The following is a 14,755-nucleotide window of genomic DNA, read 5'->3' as shown; positions in this document are numbered from 1 at the left end:
AATTAATACGGTGGTATTCCCATGTTATCAATCGCGGATCTTAGTAAGACTTATCACAATAAAAAAGGCCCAAATAAACAGGCTTTAAACGGTGTGACGTTTACAGCTAATGCAGGCATGTTTGGTTTATTAGGACCAAACGGGGCGGGTAAATCCAGCTTGATGCGAACCATTGCGACATTGCAGAAGCCGGATTCTGGCAGCATAGAGTTTGCTGGGCACGATGTTATCCGTCATCCCGATTACATGCGTCAGCATTTGGGTTACTTGCCGCAAGAATATGGTGTTTACCCTGGTGTTTCTGCCTATGACTTGTTGGATTATATGGCTAAGTTGAAGGGTATTAGCTCAAGCTCGCAGCGAAAAACACAGATCAACACATTGCTAGAACAAGTCAATTTGGCCGAACATCAACACCGAGCCGTGAGTCAATTTTCAGGAGGAATGAAACAACGTTTTGGAATTGCACAGGCCCTGCTCGGAGAGCCAAAAATCTTAATTGTGGACGAACCGACGGCAGGACTAGACCCTGAAGAGCGTAACCGTTTTCATAATCTTTTAGTGGACATTAGCACTGAAAAGGTTGTGCTTTTATCGACACATATCGTTGAAGATATCGCAAACCTTTGCCCCAACATGGCGATTTTAGCTCATGGCCAAATCATCCAACAAGGCTCGCCAAAGCAGCTTATCGAACAGGTGAAGGGGAAAATTTGGCAAATTACAGCAAGTAAAGAGCAACTGAATTATGAGCTTGCACACTACCAAGTGATTAGCCAACGTTTATTCGCAGGACAGCTGACCATCCATGTTTATAGCGACACTTGTCCGGGAGAAGGCTTCACTCTAGTCGATCCGGATCTTGAAGATGCCTATTTCAGCGCGCTGTACTTAAACAAGCACGGTGGAGGTGAGTCATGATAGGAAAATTGTTGTTATCTGAGCTCAAAGTACAAGCAAATCACTGGAGTTGGTTTTGTGCCTTATTGCTGTCGTTCATATTTGGTGCGTTTGTGATCAACAAACAAACTCCCGATATGGATATTCAGATTTCTGGTGTTTACTTTCTGATTAAAACATTCGCAATTCAACTGCTTATATTACCCATTGTAGTGGCGGTATTTTCTGCCAATGCCACCGTGCGAGACTCTGAAAATCGCACGGTAGAGCTGGTTTATGCCGGATGTCGTAGTTTGCAGATGTTGCTATGGGCAAGGTTTATAGCACTTATTGCTGTGTGCTTTTCGGTATACATCAGCTTTGCCTTTGGTTTGGGTTTAGGGCTATTAAATCAAAATCCAGCGTCGGTGTGGCTGGCTTCAACCACAATTGCAATAAGTTTACTTGTATTGGCACTCCCCGCAGTGGTGTTGATTGCTGCCATCTTTTTCTCGGTAGGGATAACGACGAGGCGCGTTGCGTATTTATATGTAGTAGCGTGTTTGTTGTTTTTTGCTTATCAGTTTTTCTTGGTTATTAATGGCTCGCCTTTGATGGCAAGGGCAACGCCTCCATCCGCTTCATTATTGACTCTGTACTCATGGTTAGATCCGTTTGGTTTAAGTGCTTATTTTGAACAAGCTAAAGGGTGGAGTCCTGAGCAAAAAAACCTTCAATTGCCTTGGATGGAGTCAACATTACTTTTAAACCGAGTATTAACCTTGGGAGCCGCGTTGTGTTTAACGTATTTCGTTGTACGTGGTCAATCGCGTGACCCTCACCTAGACTCGCAAAATGCTCACTCTTGGTTTCAATCAAGAAAAGGGAAAGTATCTCGTCGTTCTTTAAGTCATTCCTATTTGCCCTTTTCACAAACCCTGACAATCGCCAAAATGCAATGGCAACTCAGCGTTAAAACTAAAACGTTTATGTTGATGTGTTTGATGTTAAGTGTGGCAGTCGCAACGGAAATTTATTCTGGTTATCAGTATTTGGAATCACTCGGAACTTCCGCTGTAGCGTCAACTATGATTACGGTTAATCGGTTTATTAGCGATGTGTTACCAAGGTTCGGTGGTTTATTCTTATTGATCCTTGCCGCAGAGGTATGTTGGAGAGACAGTGAAAGTAACATCAAGCCTTTGGTGGACTCAACACGCATTGCCAATAGCAAATTGTTATTTGGGCGCTTAATTGCCTTGCTTTTTGTTCCGATATTTTTTGTGACTTTGGCCGTATTTGTGGCGGTTTTAATGCAATTGCTCAACGGCGGAGAGATCAATGGTTGGGTGTATATCGCGCTTTATCCATTAATTGCACTGCCGTTAATGTGGCAGGCAGCGCTTTATCTTATATTGAATTCATTGCTGGCGAATAAGTATGTTGCGTTGGGTGCTAGCTTAGTATTGTTTATTGCCACCCAAACGAGTGTGATGGCCTCTATGGGACTTGAGCATCCATTTTGGACACTTGGCCAACTTCCTGAATTTAGTTATTCAGAGATCACAGGTTTTGGCGCTCAGTTAGATGGTTTTACAGGTTTTATGCTGTTTAAACTGAGTATCATTATGGTGCTAGGAGCTATCGCACTACACTATTTCAATCGTGGTGAGGAGCGGGTACATTCCTTTAATCGCGCTTTTCCTTGGCAGCAGAAAGAAAAGAACTTGCTGGTTTCGGGTGGAATAGTCACGCTTATCAGCGTAGTGAATATTTTTTATCAAACCAGCATTGAAGGGAATTATCAATCCAGTACAGCGAGGCATGCTTTCAAAGCAAGCTATGAGCAAAAATTTGCCTCTTATAAAGCGTTACCAACGTTAAAACCCAAACAAGTCAAAACCTGGTTTGAACTGGATTTGAATAGCAAGCGCATTGCCGTAAAAGGGGAATATGTGCTGGAAAATCGCACCAATTCACCAATTTCACAGTTACTCGTAACAACCCCTGCACCGTTTAATTACAGCCAGATCGAGGTAGCAAGCGGTGAACTTATCGAGCACGATGCGCAATTGCACACACGGTTATACAAACTATCCAAGGCGGTAATGCCAAATGAAAGCACGCGTTTTAGTTTTGCGGCTGAATATCAGCAAAACGGATACTTGCCGTTACCAGCAGACAACTACTTAAGTAAGGATTTCACTTACCTGCGCTTTTTGCGCTATCTACCTTGGTTTGGGTATATCAAACATTATGAGTTGCAACATCAAAGCGTTCGCGACGACTATGCGCTACCTGCCCTTGAGCGTCGTACTTTAGAAGAAGATCTAGAACACTATCAAGGCGATATGTCATCACTCTATGACTGGGCACAATTAGACACTACAATTGTGACAGGCAGTGACCATGTTGCCGTCGCGCCAGGCAAGTTGGTTGAGCATCATACCGTTGAGGGTACAAGTGTGTTCCATTACCAAACAGGCGGACCAGTTCGTAACCTTGGATATATTGTGTCGAGCCCGCTAGAAAAACACAGTGGCGTTCACGACGGTATAAAAATTGACATCTTTGCACCCGAGGCTAAACAGCAATATACAGCGTTACACATGCAGGCAATTAAGGACGCCCTGCAATATGGTAATCAGCATTTTGGTAAGTTGGGCTTCAACCAGCTTAACCTATTCAGCGTTGCTGATTTCTTCCCTGCAACAGGTTACGCATTACCACAGAGCATATTCATTGGCGAAGATGTTGGCTTTCATGTGGATTTGGACAATGAGCACGGATTTGATCACCTATATCGCAGAACCGTGCATGAAGTCGCACACCAGTGGTGGGGACATGGACTGAATGGAGCACCAACCGAAGGTGAAGCCGTACTCGTTGAAACCCTAGCAAAGTACACAGAAATGGTGTTATTAGCGCAGAAATATGGTGAAAAATACGTTAAACAGTTAATTGAGTTTGAACAGCAGCGGTACTTTGCTGGTCGAGCATTTGCTAACAGTAAAGAATTGCCACTCTATCGCGCAGATGACAATCATCTTGTTTATTCAAAAGGAGCTGCGGCAATGTATGCGTTGCGTCAGCAGTTAGGAGAAAGTGCAATTAATCGCGCTCTAGCTGATTTGTTTAAACACCACCGTTATCCGAATAAACCTGCGACTACACTGGATTTAATCACCTACTTAAAAGCCGCAAGCGATGACGAGCAACATCATCTGATTGATGATTGGTTTTCCAAGGTGGATGTAGCCGACGTTTCAGTAACAACGCTAGAGCGCAATCAGTCAAGTGCAGGTGAACAGCTACGGTTTTGTGTCGATGGTGCAGAGAACATGAGCGTACCCGTTGCGGTGTATAACGAACACGAAAAATTAATTGCCCAAAAAGTGATTATGCCGAGCGCAACGCACCCTTGTGCCTATTGGCAACTCACAAAGAAGCCTGATCTGCTGGTCTTAGACCCTGATCTGCTCTTACTCGATAGCAATAGAGACAATAATCGTGTTTACGTTAACTAGCGAACATATTACATGCCCTAACTGTGTATGGAGGCTAGGGCGCTTTAGCCAATCAACAAATTTGAGAGTGAGTATTAGATTTCGGCGTTTTAGGCCTGAAGCAAATTAAGATAGGAAGCAGTGTTGTTTTGAATAGTAATGGTGGCCTCTTCTGGAGTCGAAGCAGAGACCTAACGATTATGAGGCTCCATTGGCAAGTTTGTAATCGCTCGGTTTGTGCAGCTTTGAAGTTGGCTCAGACCATTAGCTTACGAGTTTCGTTACCAGCGCTTGGCTGAGAGGTCACATTTATTGGTAACAGTTTAATAAGTATTATTTTCGAGCGATAATTCTGAAAAGTTACTACTCAATCGTACCATGCTATTGCTGCATTTTTCCCTAATCCAATTGTTTAAATCACCCCTAACCCATGCAACAGATCTGCACTCCTGTTTGTAATATTACAGAAAACTCTAATTAAACATGTCTCATGTTAAGGGAAGTGGACATAACGAATGCAGTGAGAAAAAGCCAACTGTTAAAAGCCCCGCACTGCAATGGCTTGTTATGTGTAAACAATACTCAAATTTAAGAAAAATACTTTGATGCTACGCCAATACCAACAAGTAAAATAATCAAGACAACCCAATGTCTTTTTGAACCATCTAAATTTTCACCACACACGGGACAAGATGAAGACGCGATTGTAGTATTATTAACGTGTGTTGTTTTAACTATTGGAGAAATAATTCCAGATTTACACTTTTTACACTTCATAAATATCCATTTTAATTAGAACCAAACTCGATGTTCAATTTACCAACGCCGCAAATAAACGGCAAAAATTAGTTGGCTAAAATTTGTGAGGTACGAACAAAGCCAGCTGTTTTTTGTCCGCACTTTTTAATTTGCCTTGTTATGTGCACTAATCACCACCGCCTCCCCCACAGTCTCCACTACTCCCAGAGCAATCTGAATCATAGGAGTTAGTGCTGGAGTATATACCTGCACTACGTGACGTGACTCTGGACCTGTGCTTTTGGTGAGGGCCAGAAAGCGAACTAGCTAACATTACCACCCCAGCAATCACAGCAAGCCAAATCAATAATCCAGAGCTTCCCGATATGATATTAATAACTCCAATTATTAATAGAATGGCACCTACAAATCCCTTCATGTAATCCTCCTTTTTCCATCAAAGTTAAAGCAGATAAAATGTTATCAAATACACTCTCAGCACAACGAGCCTGTAGAATAACTCGTTTCAAATTTGTTTTTGTAATCCACAAACGATAACTGAGTTCCTATTTTGATTCAATCGTTTAGTTGGGTGTGAGTAATTATTTTAGGGCGTTTGGTTTAAGCTGGTTTGTTGTGGTTTAAGAGGCGTTTCGGAGCTGTTAGGTCAGGTTGTTATTGGCTTACGACACCCTTTCTCGTAACTTTTCGATATTGTGAACAAGGCAGTATAGCTGCCATTGCGCATTGACTTTTACTTGACCGCGTAATGTAAGCTTATTCATCCCTTTATTCACCGTGATGTTGCCGAACACAGGTTCGATACATCCAAGTCGCTTGCTGTATTGTCGTCGTCCCATTGGGCTGTCTATTTTCACTTTCATTTTATCGATGAAACTGATTATGTTGCGTGATTCATCATTCTTAAACTGCACTTGTCGCCCTGTTTTTATCGGTGGTTTTCGCATACATTGCTGTTGCAGGGGGCAGATTTTACAGTCTTTTAAGTAACCGCAGAATCGCGTGTATTCGTGATGATGACTTTTTACCTGAGTACCACTTCGCCACATTTCTTTACCTGCTGGGCAGCAGACTTTGCTAGACACCCAATGAGTTACATTGTAACCCCTACAGCTTGGAAAGTACCGTCACCTAACTCCTCAACACCTAATAAAACAGTTCCGCCATTTGTGTTTGCAAACGCACTGTATGTCTCCCAGAAATCTTTAGGTAAGTCCTTCTTGGACTTTTTACACTCTAGCTCATTACCTTCGCGAAGTTCTGTAATACCAATCTTCTAAATTAGTCGATCAATTTTGAGTCGAAAAAAGCTAGTTGATAACACCGCTCTCGCGTCCTGCTAACGCTTAGGTACCTATATCCGTATAGGCAAGACAAAAATTTTGCTATTTAGTTGTTCTAAATGAGAAGTTTTTAACGCAGTTAGCAGCAGGTTTTATCTCTCAAATTGATCAGATGCTTAAGCGGATTGGTATAATTAGCTCGGACTAGACTCGTTATTGACCATTTGTCATGTAGGCTCGATATTTAATGTTAGGAACATTGAACCTTGTTTCACTCAAAACTTAAAGGGGATACTAAAGTAGCACAGAGGTAGCACCGAAGAGAGTCGGTTAGTAGTTAATAACATGGAAAAGTAGAAGAAATGGTGGCCCCACCTGGACTCGAACCAGGGACCTAACGATTATGAGTCGTGCGCTCTAACCAACTGAGCTATAGGGCCATTTGTGATTTTAGTGCTCATAAATTCATCCTGAAGAGGTATCCTGTCGGCTTCCTGCCTCCACCTCATCAAGCTGCGAAGCGTTGCTTCGTTCTTGACTCGCCCAACTGAGCTATAGGGCCATTTGTGTTTCTAAGAATTTACCTAGTAGAAGTGTAAACCCCTGAAAGCGCAGGCAGTATAAAAATTTTTACCTGCAATGTCACTACTAAATCTATAAAAAACTGGCATTCATTGTCTGATTGGTTAATAAAAGTGCAATGCGGAGTGTTGGTTATTTGGGAACGGGGTGGGGGATGTTTAAATCCTAAGGTATAGATAAAAAGAAACTGGCGAGTGCCAGTTTCTTTTTGGAGAACGAATTTGTTCTTATTTGTGCATGCCTAGTTTTTTCTCTAGGTAATGAATGTTGGTACCGCCATTTTGGAAGTTTTCGTCAGACAAAATCTTCTTGTGTAATGGGGTGTTGGTTTTGATACCGTCAATCACTAGCTCGTTAAGTGCATTTTTTGCACGTGCTATAGCAACATCACGGTTTTCACCATAAGTGATCAATTTACCAATCATTGAGTCATAATGCGGAGGTACTGTGTAGTCTGCATAAATATGACTGTCCCAACGAATACCTAAGCCGCCAGCAGGGTGGAAACGCGTGATTCGACCCGGTGACGGGATAAAGCTCTCAGGATCTTCGGCATTAATACGGCATTCAATGGCATGACCACGAATAACAACGTCGTTTTGGGTGATTGAGAGCGGTTGACCAGCTGCAATCTTAAGTTGCTCTTTAATCAAGTCTACACCAGTCACCATTTCTGTTACCGGATGCTCTACCTGAATACGGGTATTCATTTCAATGAAATAGAACTCACCGTTTTCATACAAGAACTCGAATGTACCTGCGCCACGATAGCCGATTTCGATACATGCACGAGTACAACGATCACCAATGTACTTACGCATTTCTGCAGTAATACCCGGTGCAGGTGCTTCTTCCACTACTTTTTGGTGACGACGCTGCATTGAGCAGTCGCGCTCACCCAAGTGAATCGCATTACCTTGGCCGTCAGCTAGAACTTGAACTTCGATGTGACGAGGGTTTTCTAGGAATTTTTCCATGTAAACCATGCCATTACCAAAGAACTGTTTCGCTTCTTGTTGCGTTAACGCAATTGAGTCTACTAGCTCTTTTTCACTACGAACAACGCGCATACCACGACCACCACCGCCGCCTGCGGCTTTGATGATTACTGGGTAACCAATGCGTTTAGCGATTTGAACATTACGCTCGTTATCTTCTGTTAATGGTCCGTCTGAACCAGGAACACAAGGTACGCCCGCTTTTCTCATCGCTTCGATGGCTGAGACTTTGTCGCCCATTAGGCGAATCGTGTCACCTCTTGGGCCAATGAAAATAAAGCCACTTTGCTCAACTTGGTCGGCAAAGTCAGCGTTTTCTGACAAAAAGCCGTATCCAGGGTGAATTGCCACAGCGTCAGTCACTTCAGCAGCTGCAATGATACGAGGGATATCTAAATAACTTTCGCTCGCAGCCGGCTTACCGATACAAATTGTTTCGTCTGCAAGAAGAACATGTTTGAGATCACGGTCAGCGGTGGAGTGCACAGCAACCGTTTTAATCCCTAGTTCTTTGCAGGCACGCAATACGCGAAGTGCAATTTCACCTCGGTTTGCGATGACTACTTTATCTAACATAATGTTGACCTTCTGCGAAATTATTCGATGATAAATAGCGGTTGGTCGAACTCTACTGGCTCACCGTTTTCAACCAAGATTGCTTTTACTACACCGGCTTTATCTGCTTCGATTTGGTTCATCATCTTCATCGCTTCAACGATACAAAGTGTGTCACCTACGTTAACTTTTGAGCCAACTTCAACATAGTTAGACGCAGTTGGAGAAGAAGCTGCGTAGAAAGTACCAACCATAGGCGATTTTACTTGATGACCTGTAGGTGCAGCAGGGGCCGCCGCTTCTTCAGCCACTGGTGCAGCAGGAGCTGCCGCTGGCGCAACTGGTGCAGGAGCTGCAAAATGCTGTGGTTGAGCATATACCGGAGCATTACTATGGCGATTGATACGGACTGACTCTTCGCCTTCCGTGATCTCTAGCTCTGCAATACCTGATTCTTCTACTAATTCAATAAGTTTTTTAATCTTGCGAATATCCATTTTTTGACCCGCCTGTAAATTTAAATTTGAGTTATCTATTTTCGCAGTTTGGCTATTGCTGCATCAATTGCTGCTCTATAGCCCAACGCGCCTAAACCGCTAATTACCCCTTCAGCCATATCAGAAAAATAGGATTTATGGCGAAAAGGCTCTCGTGCATACACATTGCTCATATGCACTTCATAAAAAGGAACTTTGATACAAAGTAACGCATCTCGTAGGGCAATACTGGTATGAGTAAATGCCGCAGGATTGATGATAATTGCATCACAAGCATCAAATTGGTTGTGTATTGCCTCAATTAACTCAGCTTCACTATTACTTTGTAGGTGAGTTAATACAACCTGCTGACTATTTGCATAGTTGGTTAAGGACTCCACAAGCTCTGCAAGAGTCTGTGTGCCGTACTTCTCTGGCTCACGGCGACCTAACATATTTAAATTAGGTCCATTAATGACAAAAATGTGTAATTTTGCAGGCATAATACGTGAATTTCCTTTAACTCAACAATCAACTAGTTATTTTTTATACACAGGTACATAACTTAAGCTGAATTGAAGTAAATAGCAAATAATTCTGTATTTCGAGGAGTATTATAGATATTTCGAGGTAAATAGCAGCAAAATACTGGTCTAATGAGAGGGTGAGGGGTAACTCACATTACCCCAAAATGGTATTTTTAGGCTATTTTTTAACCTTTCTGAGGTGCTCGGCAAACTCGCCAGCCCCCATGAAGCCTGTGATCCGCAGCTTTTTGAGCTCTTTTCCATCAGAATTGAAGATCAACATGGTAGGTAAACCGAAAACGTCGAAGTTTTGCATAATTTCCATCGTTTTCTCGTTACTTTCCGTAAGATCGAGTTTTATCAGGTTAAAGTTTTTAAATTCATCCTGCACTTTTGGGTCTGGAAATGTATAGTTTTCGAACTCTTTGCAGGCTACACACCAGTCAGCATACAAATCGACGACAACAGGTTTATCGGTCTTTTCCAAAAAGTCATTTAACGCAGCTAAGTCCGCTAATTTAACAAATTGACCTGTTGGTGTAGAAACGCGTTGTTGAGTCGTTGCTGATTCACTTGGGAATAGGTAGTTCTTTGTTAGTGTAAATCCACCAATAAAGAACAGCATGGCAAATGCCCACATAATCGACTTAGCTTTCCCTGCATTTAACGTGGTCTGCCAAAAGTGTAAATACACCGCGGTTGCCATGCTGAGTAATCCAGCAAGCAATAAGATCACTTCGAAAGGTAAAATGCGCTCTAGCAAAATAAGTGGCACAAACAGCATCACAAAGCCAAATAGTGTTTTGACTTGTTCCATCCAACCGCCAGCTTTAGGTAGGAGTTTACCCCCCGAGGTGCCGAGCAATAGCAGCGGTAATCCCATTCCAAGGCTAAGTGCGTAGAGGGTTACTCCGCCAATCACAAAGTCACCTGTTTGCGCTACAAACAACAGTGCGCCAGACAAAGGAGCGGTAGTACACGGAGAGGCGATAAGACCCGACAACACGCCCATACTAAATACACCTAGATAATTACCACCTTGCTGCTTGTTGCTCATTTGCGTCAACTTATCCATCATGCCGCTAGGAAGCTTGATTTCGTACCAGCCAAACATAGATGCAGCTAATATCACGAACAGTAAGCTAAAGCTGATCAAAACGGTTGGATGTTGTAAGTAGCCTTGTACTTGGCCACCAAAATAGGCAACAACTAATCCGAGTAAGGCGTAGGTGACAGCCATCCCTTGTACGTAAACAAACGAAAGACTAAATGCTTTTCTGGTTGATAGGCCTTGTTGTCCGGCAATTAAGCTCGACAAAATAGGAAACATAGGAAACACACACGGCGTGAAAGCTAGACCGATTCCTAGACCAAAAAAAGTTAAAATATTGGCCAGTAAACTGCGTTGTAATAGTTGCTCGGTAAAAGATAAGTCTTCGTTATCGACTTGTTCATCGCTTTCGACGTCAATGTCGTCACTATCATCATTGTTGCTCATCGCTTTGCTGGCGATGACACTAAGTGGGATCTCGACGATTTCAGGTGGATAACATAAGCCTGCCTCAGCGCAGCCTTGATAGCGAACTTTAACATAGGCGCCCTGTTGGATATTAGACAGCTTAGAAATGATAGATAAATTGTTAAAGTACACTTCGGTCCGACCAAAGAACTCGTCTTCAATCATCTTGCCTTGTTCAAGCTCTGGCACTTCAATGTCGGCTTGTTTTGCAATAATCTGCAGATTCTTCTTATATAAGTAGTAACCCGGCGCGATGTCCCAACCCACAAATAAGGTGGAGCCTTGTTGATCAAAATCGAGTTTAAAAGCCTCGTTAACAGGTAAGAAAGTTTGCTGTTGTGCCGGAGCGAGTAAATCGTCGAGTACCGAGTTATTTGCCTGCGTGCCAAAAACAACAAACAGTGAGAAAAAAAACACCAAAAAGCGCATTAACGTAATACCTCATCCATCCATTTAAAGTAGTCGGGGTTGCCGCCGGTTATATCAAGTACCTGAACCTCTGGTACCTCATAGCTGTGCAACTCACACAGTACATCAATCGTGTTTTGTAATTTGTCGATGTGGGTTTTTATTAGCAGTTTTGTCTCGTTGCTCTGTTCTACCTGTCCTTGCCATGAGTAAAATGACTCTATATTAGGGATTAGGTTTACACATGCCGCGAGCTTTTGTTCTACTAATTCACGTGCGAGATGTCTTGCTTCTTCAATAGAATCACAAGTGGATAAAACCAGTTTGTAAGTGTTTTCCATGATGTTTCCAACAGAAGTTAGTGAATCAAATACTATCTGATAGCGAATACATTCGAAAGTACATGAGATAATCAGCTTGAATTAAGACCTGCCGACCCATACTTATCTTTCAATATTATGGAGACTCTATGTTTAAAATATTATTTATCCTGTTTGTTGCAGTACCTGTCATTGAAATAGCCTTGTTAATTCAAGTAAGTGATGTCATCGGCGGATTTGCCACCATTGCACTTGTTATTGCCACCGCGATATTAGGAGCAAAACTGGTTAAGCAACAAGGGCTAGGTGCTTACGTGAATGTGCAACAACAAATGGCGGCAGGACAAATGCCAGCGCAAGATTTGTTTACGGGTCTTTGCGTAATTATTGCCGGAGTGTTTTTGATGACGCCGGGCATCATGACGGATGCAATTGGATTTTTGTTATTAACGCCCGTGGTGCGTAAAAAACTTGCCAAAGCCCTACTTAAGCACGCCAGCGTGCGTGTACAAACACAAATGCATGGGAGTCACACGCAGTTTTATGGTAAAGCGACGCCTGATGAACAGTCAGATTTTGACAACCAGCACGTTAATAATCAAAGAAATAAAGATAGCTCGACAACAATTGAAGGCGAGTTTGAGCGGAAAGACTAAAAAAATTTATTTTTTTCTCTTGGGTTTTTAATTGTACATCCCCATAAATGAAAGCAATCAAAAATGGGCAAGTTGAGAGTAAAAACTCTAACCTGTCTAAGATTTTTCTGTCATTGTTCAGAAACAGTTAGGAGAACTAAACCAATGAACATTCGTCCTTTACATGATCGCGTAATCGTTAAGCGTCTGGAAGAAGAAACCAAGTCAGCTGGCGGTATTGTGTTAACCGGTTCTGCAGCTGAGAAGTCTTCACGTGGTGAAGTAGTTGCAGTTGGCAACGGCCGCGTGTTGGACAATGGTGAGACCAAATCGTTAGAAGTAAAAGCAGGCGATACCGTATTGTTCGGCTCTTACATCGAAAAAACTGAAAAGATCGAAGGTCAAGAATACTTGATCATGCGCGAAGACAACATTTTAGGCATCGTAGAATAAGCCTACTTTTTAGTTTAAACGACACAGAATTTAAGAGGAATTTTAAACATGGCAGCTAAAGAAGTCCGTTTTGCAAATGACGCTCGCACTAAAATGCTTAAAGGCGTAAACGTACTAGCAGATGCAGTAAAAGTAACACTAGGTCCAAAAGGCCGTAACGTAGTTTTAGAAAAATCATTTGGCGCACCTACAATCACTAAAGATGGTGTTTCTGTAGCGAAAGAGATCGAACTTGAAGACAAGTTCGAGAACATGGGCGCACAGATGGTTAAAGAAGTTGCATCAAAAGCAAATGATGCAGCGGGTGACGGTACAACAACAGCGACAGTACTGGCACAATCTATCGTAAATGAAGGTTTAAAAGCGGTTGCAGCGGGCATGAACCCAATGGACCTAAAGCGTGGTATCGACAAAGCAGTAATTGCTGCTGTTGAAGAGCTTAAGTCATTGTCTGTTCCTTGTTCAGATGCTAAAGCAATTGCGCAAGTAGGTACTATCTCAGCTAACTCTGACACTGAAATCGGTGACATCATTGCAGAAGCAATGGAAAAAGTAGGCCGTGAGTCAGGTGTAATTACGGTTGAAGAAGGTCAATCTCTACAAAACGAACTAGACGTTGTAGAAGGTATGCAATTTGACCGTGGTTACCTATCACCTTACTTCATCAACAACGCTGAAAAAGGCCAAGTTGAGCTTGATAACCCACACATCCTTTTAGTTGATAAGAAAGTATCAAACATTCGTGAGCTACTACCTACGCTAGAAGCTGTTGCTAAAACAAGCAAGCCACTATTGATCATCGCTGAAGATCTTGAAGGTGAAGCGTTGGCAACATTAGTTGTAAATAACATGCGTGGTATCGTTAAAGTCGCAGCCGTTAAAGCGCCTGGTTTTGGTGATCGTCGTAAAGCAATGCTACAAGACATCGCTATCTTAACTGGCGGTACGGTTATCTCTGAAGAAATCGGTCTAGAGCTTGAAAAAGCAACGGCTGAAGACCTAGGTACTGCGAAGCGCGTAGTTATCACTAAAGATGACACAACTATCATTGACGGTGCTGGCGATCAAGAAGCTATCGACGGTCGTGTATCGCAAATTAAAGCACAAATCGAAGAAGCGACGTCTGACTACGATAAAGAAAAACTACAAGAGCGCATGGCTAAACTAGCTGGCGGTGTTGCAGTGATCAAGGTTGGCGCAGCAACTGAAGTAGAAATGAAAGAGAAGAAAGACCGCGTAGAAGATGCATTACATGCAACTCGTGCAGCGGTTGAAGAAGGCGTAGTACCTGGTGGTGGTGTAGCACTAGTTCGTGTTGCAAACAAACTAGTTGACCTGCTAGGTGACAACGAAGACCAAAACCACGGTATTAAAGTGGCACTTCGTGCAATGGAAGCGCCGCTACGTCAAATCGTTTCTAACGCAGGTGACGAAGCTTCAGTCGTTGTTAACGCAGTGAAAGCGGGCGAAGGTAACTATGGTTACAACGCAGCAAATGGCGAATACAACGACATGATCGAAATGGGTATCCTTGACCCAACTAAAGTAACGCGTTCTGCACTTCAGTTCGCAGCATCTGTTGCTGGTCTAATGATCACCACAGAAGCAATGGTTGCTGAACTACCTAAAGACGAGCCAGCTGCTCCTGATATGAGCGGTATGGGCGGCATGGGTGGTATGGGCGGTATGATGTAATAAACATCACCTCCTAAGCACTAAACGCTTTGGAAAAACCCGGCCTTGGCCGGGTTTTTTGTGTTTGATAATAAATTCTTTAACTTGCTCGCCATAAAATTACCAAAGATTCAGGGAGGAATATCTATCTTATCGTGGAAAGGGTGAAGGCGGCTCTGAT

General features: G+C 42.8%; 12 protein-coding genes, 1 tRNA gene and 1 pseudogene. 5 read left to right on the top strand and 9 right to left on the bottom strand.

Annotated features, from left to right (window positions below):
- Positions 1-21 precede the first annotated feature (21 nt).
- Positions 22-921 carry an ABC transporter ATP-binding protein gene (locus ACSLBF_RS15540; RefSeq protein ID WP_440054264.1) on the top strand — a complete coding sequence of 300 codons (900 nt, stop codon included), beginning with the start codon at positions 22-24 and terminating at the stop codon, positions 919-921.
- Positions 918-4,406: a M1 family aminopeptidase gene (locus ACSLBF_RS15535; RefSeq protein WP_440054263.1), complete on the top strand. Its 3,489-nt coding sequence runs from the start codon at positions 918-920 to the stop codon at positions 4,404-4,406. The genes ACSLBF_RS15540 and ACSLBF_RS15535 overlap by 4 nt, the downstream gene beginning before the upstream one ends.
- A gap of 904 nt (positions 4,407-5,310) precedes the next feature.
- On the opposite strand, the gene ACSLBF_RS15530 is transcribed toward ACSLBF_RS15535, so the two are convergent.
- The 9 genes and pseudogenes from ACSLBF_RS15530 to cutA form a co-directional block, all read right to left on the bottom strand.
- A complete protein-coding gene (locus ACSLBF_RS15530; RefSeq protein ID WP_440054262.1) occupies positions 5,311-5,562 on the bottom strand; it encodes a hypothetical protein in 252 nt (83 codons plus the stop codon).
- Positions 5,563-5,806: 244 nt separating this feature from the next.
- A pseudogene (locus ACSLBF_RS15525) lies at positions 5,807-6,211 on the bottom strand (transposase); the annotation flags it as partial.
- Positions 6,212-6,237: 26 nt separating this feature from the next.
- On the bottom strand, positions 6,238-6,411 hold the full coding sequence (locus ACSLBF_RS15520; protein ID WP_440056250.1) for an AlbA family DNA-binding domain-containing protein: 174 nt from the start codon (positions 6,409-6,411) through the stop codon (positions 6,238-6,240).
- A gap of 379 nt (positions 6,412-6,790) precedes the next feature.
- Positions 6,791-6,867: transfer RNA gene (locus ACSLBF_RS15515), tRNA-Ile, on the bottom strand.
- A gap of 369 nt (positions 6,868-7,236) precedes the next feature.
- Positions 7,237-8,583, bottom strand: coding sequence for an acetyl-CoA carboxylase biotin carboxylase subunit (gene accC / locus ACSLBF_RS15510; RefSeq protein WP_440054261.1), 1,347 nt, complete (start codon positions 8,581-8,583; stop codon positions 7,237-7,239).
- A gap of 20 nt (positions 8,584-8,603) precedes the next feature.
- Entirely contained in the window at positions 8,604-9,059 is a 456-nt protein-coding gene (gene accB, locus ACSLBF_RS15505; protein ID WP_440054260.1) for an acetyl-CoA carboxylase biotin carboxyl carrier protein, read from the bottom strand.
- Between the two features lie 35 nt (positions 9,060-9,094).
- Complete coding sequence (gene aroQ / locus ACSLBF_RS15500; protein WP_440054259.1) at positions 9,095-9,541, bottom strand: type II 3-dehydroquinate dehydratase; 447 nt, start codon at positions 9,539-9,541, stop codon at positions 9,095-9,097.
- Positions 9,542-9,743: 202 nt separating this feature from the next.
- Positions 9,744-11,513 (bottom strand): protein-disulfide reductase DsbD, encoded by a 1,770-nt coding sequence (locus ACSLBF_RS15495; RefSeq protein ID WP_440054258.1) that lies wholly within the window; start codon positions 11,511-11,513, stop codon positions 9,744-9,746.
- Positions 11,513-11,833: a divalent-cation tolerance protein CutA gene (gene cutA / locus ACSLBF_RS15490; RefSeq protein WP_440054257.1), complete on the bottom strand. Its 321-nt coding sequence runs from the start codon at positions 11,831-11,833 to the stop codon at positions 11,513-11,515. The genes ACSLBF_RS15495 and cutA overlap by 1 nt, the downstream gene beginning before the upstream one ends.
- 128 nt (positions 11,834-11,961) lie before the next feature.
- Between cutA and ACSLBF_RS15485 the strand changes: the two genes are divergently transcribed.
- The 3 genes from ACSLBF_RS15485 to groL all read left to right on the top strand — a co-directional run bounded on the left by ACSLBF_RS15485 (position 11,962) and on the right by groL (position 14,595).
- The gene (locus ACSLBF_RS15485) at positions 11,962-12,468 is read left to right on the top strand and encodes an FxsA family protein (RefSeq protein WP_440054256.1); all 507 of its coding nucleotides are present in this window, start codon (positions 11,962-11,964) and stop codon (positions 12,466-12,468) included.
- A 144-nt stretch (positions 12,469-12,612) separates the two neighbouring features.
- Complete coding sequence (locus ACSLBF_RS15480) at positions 12,613-12,900, top strand: co-chaperone GroES (protein WP_336567574.1); 288 nt, start codon at positions 12,613-12,615, stop codon at positions 12,898-12,900.
- Between the two features lie 48 nt (positions 12,901-12,948).
- Positions 12,949-14,595 carry a chaperonin GroEL gene (groL, locus tag ACSLBF_RS15475; RefSeq protein WP_440054255.1) on the top strand — a complete coding sequence of 549 codons (1,647 nt, stop codon included), beginning with the start codon at positions 12,949-12,951 and terminating at the stop codon, positions 14,593-14,595.
- Positions 14,596-14,755: the final 160 nt, after the last annotated feature.

This window comes from Pseudoalteromonas sp. T1lg65 (assembly GCF_051930985.1).
Lineage (GTDB): Bacteria > Pseudomonadota > Gammaproteobacteria > Enterobacterales > Alteromonadaceae > Pseudoalteromonas.
The sequence above is the reverse complement of the archived record's forward strand: the minus strand, read 5'-3'. Positions and strand labels throughout refer to the sequence as shown.

Coding starts and splice junctions, on each gene's coding strand:
- ACSLBF_RS15540 (WP_440054264.1), top strand. CDS start 22: ATGTTATCAATCGCGGATCTTAGTAAGACTTATCACAATAAAAAAGGC.
- ACSLBF_RS15535 (WP_440054263.1), top strand. CDS start 918: ATGATAGGAAAATTGTTGTTATCTGAGCTCAAAGTACAAGCAAATCAC.
- ACSLBF_RS15530 (WP_440054262.1), bottom strand. CDS start 5,562: ATGAAGGGATTTGTAGGTGCCATTCTATTAATAATTGGAGTTATTAAT.
- accC (WP_440054261.1), bottom strand. CDS start 8,583: ATGTTAGATAAAGTAGTCATCGCAAACCGAGGTGAAATTGCACTTCGC.
- accB (WP_440054260.1), bottom strand. CDS start 9,059: ATGGATATTCGCAAGATTAAAAAACTTATTGAATTAGTAGAAGAATCA.
- aroQ (WP_440054259.1), bottom strand. CDS start 9,541: ATGCCTGCAAAATTACACATTTTTGTCATTAATGGACCTAATTTAAAT.
- ACSLBF_RS15495 (WP_440054258.1), bottom strand. CDS start 11,513: ATGCGCTTTTTGGTGTTTTTTTTCTCACTGTTTGTTGTTTTTGGCACG.
- cutA (WP_440054257.1), bottom strand. CDS start 11,833: ATGGAAAACACTTACAAACTGGTTTTATCCACTTGTGATTCTATTGAA.
- ACSLBF_RS15485 (WP_440054256.1), top strand. CDS start 11,962: ATGTTTAAAATATTATTTATCCTGTTTGTTGCAGTACCTGTCATTGAA.
- ACSLBF_RS15480 (WP_336567574.1), top strand. CDS start 12,613: ATGAACATTCGTCCTTTACATGATCGCGTAATCGTTAAGCGTCTGGAA.
- groL (WP_440054255.1), top strand. CDS start 12,949: ATGGCAGCTAAAGAAGTCCGTTTTGCAAATGACGCTCGCACTAAAATG.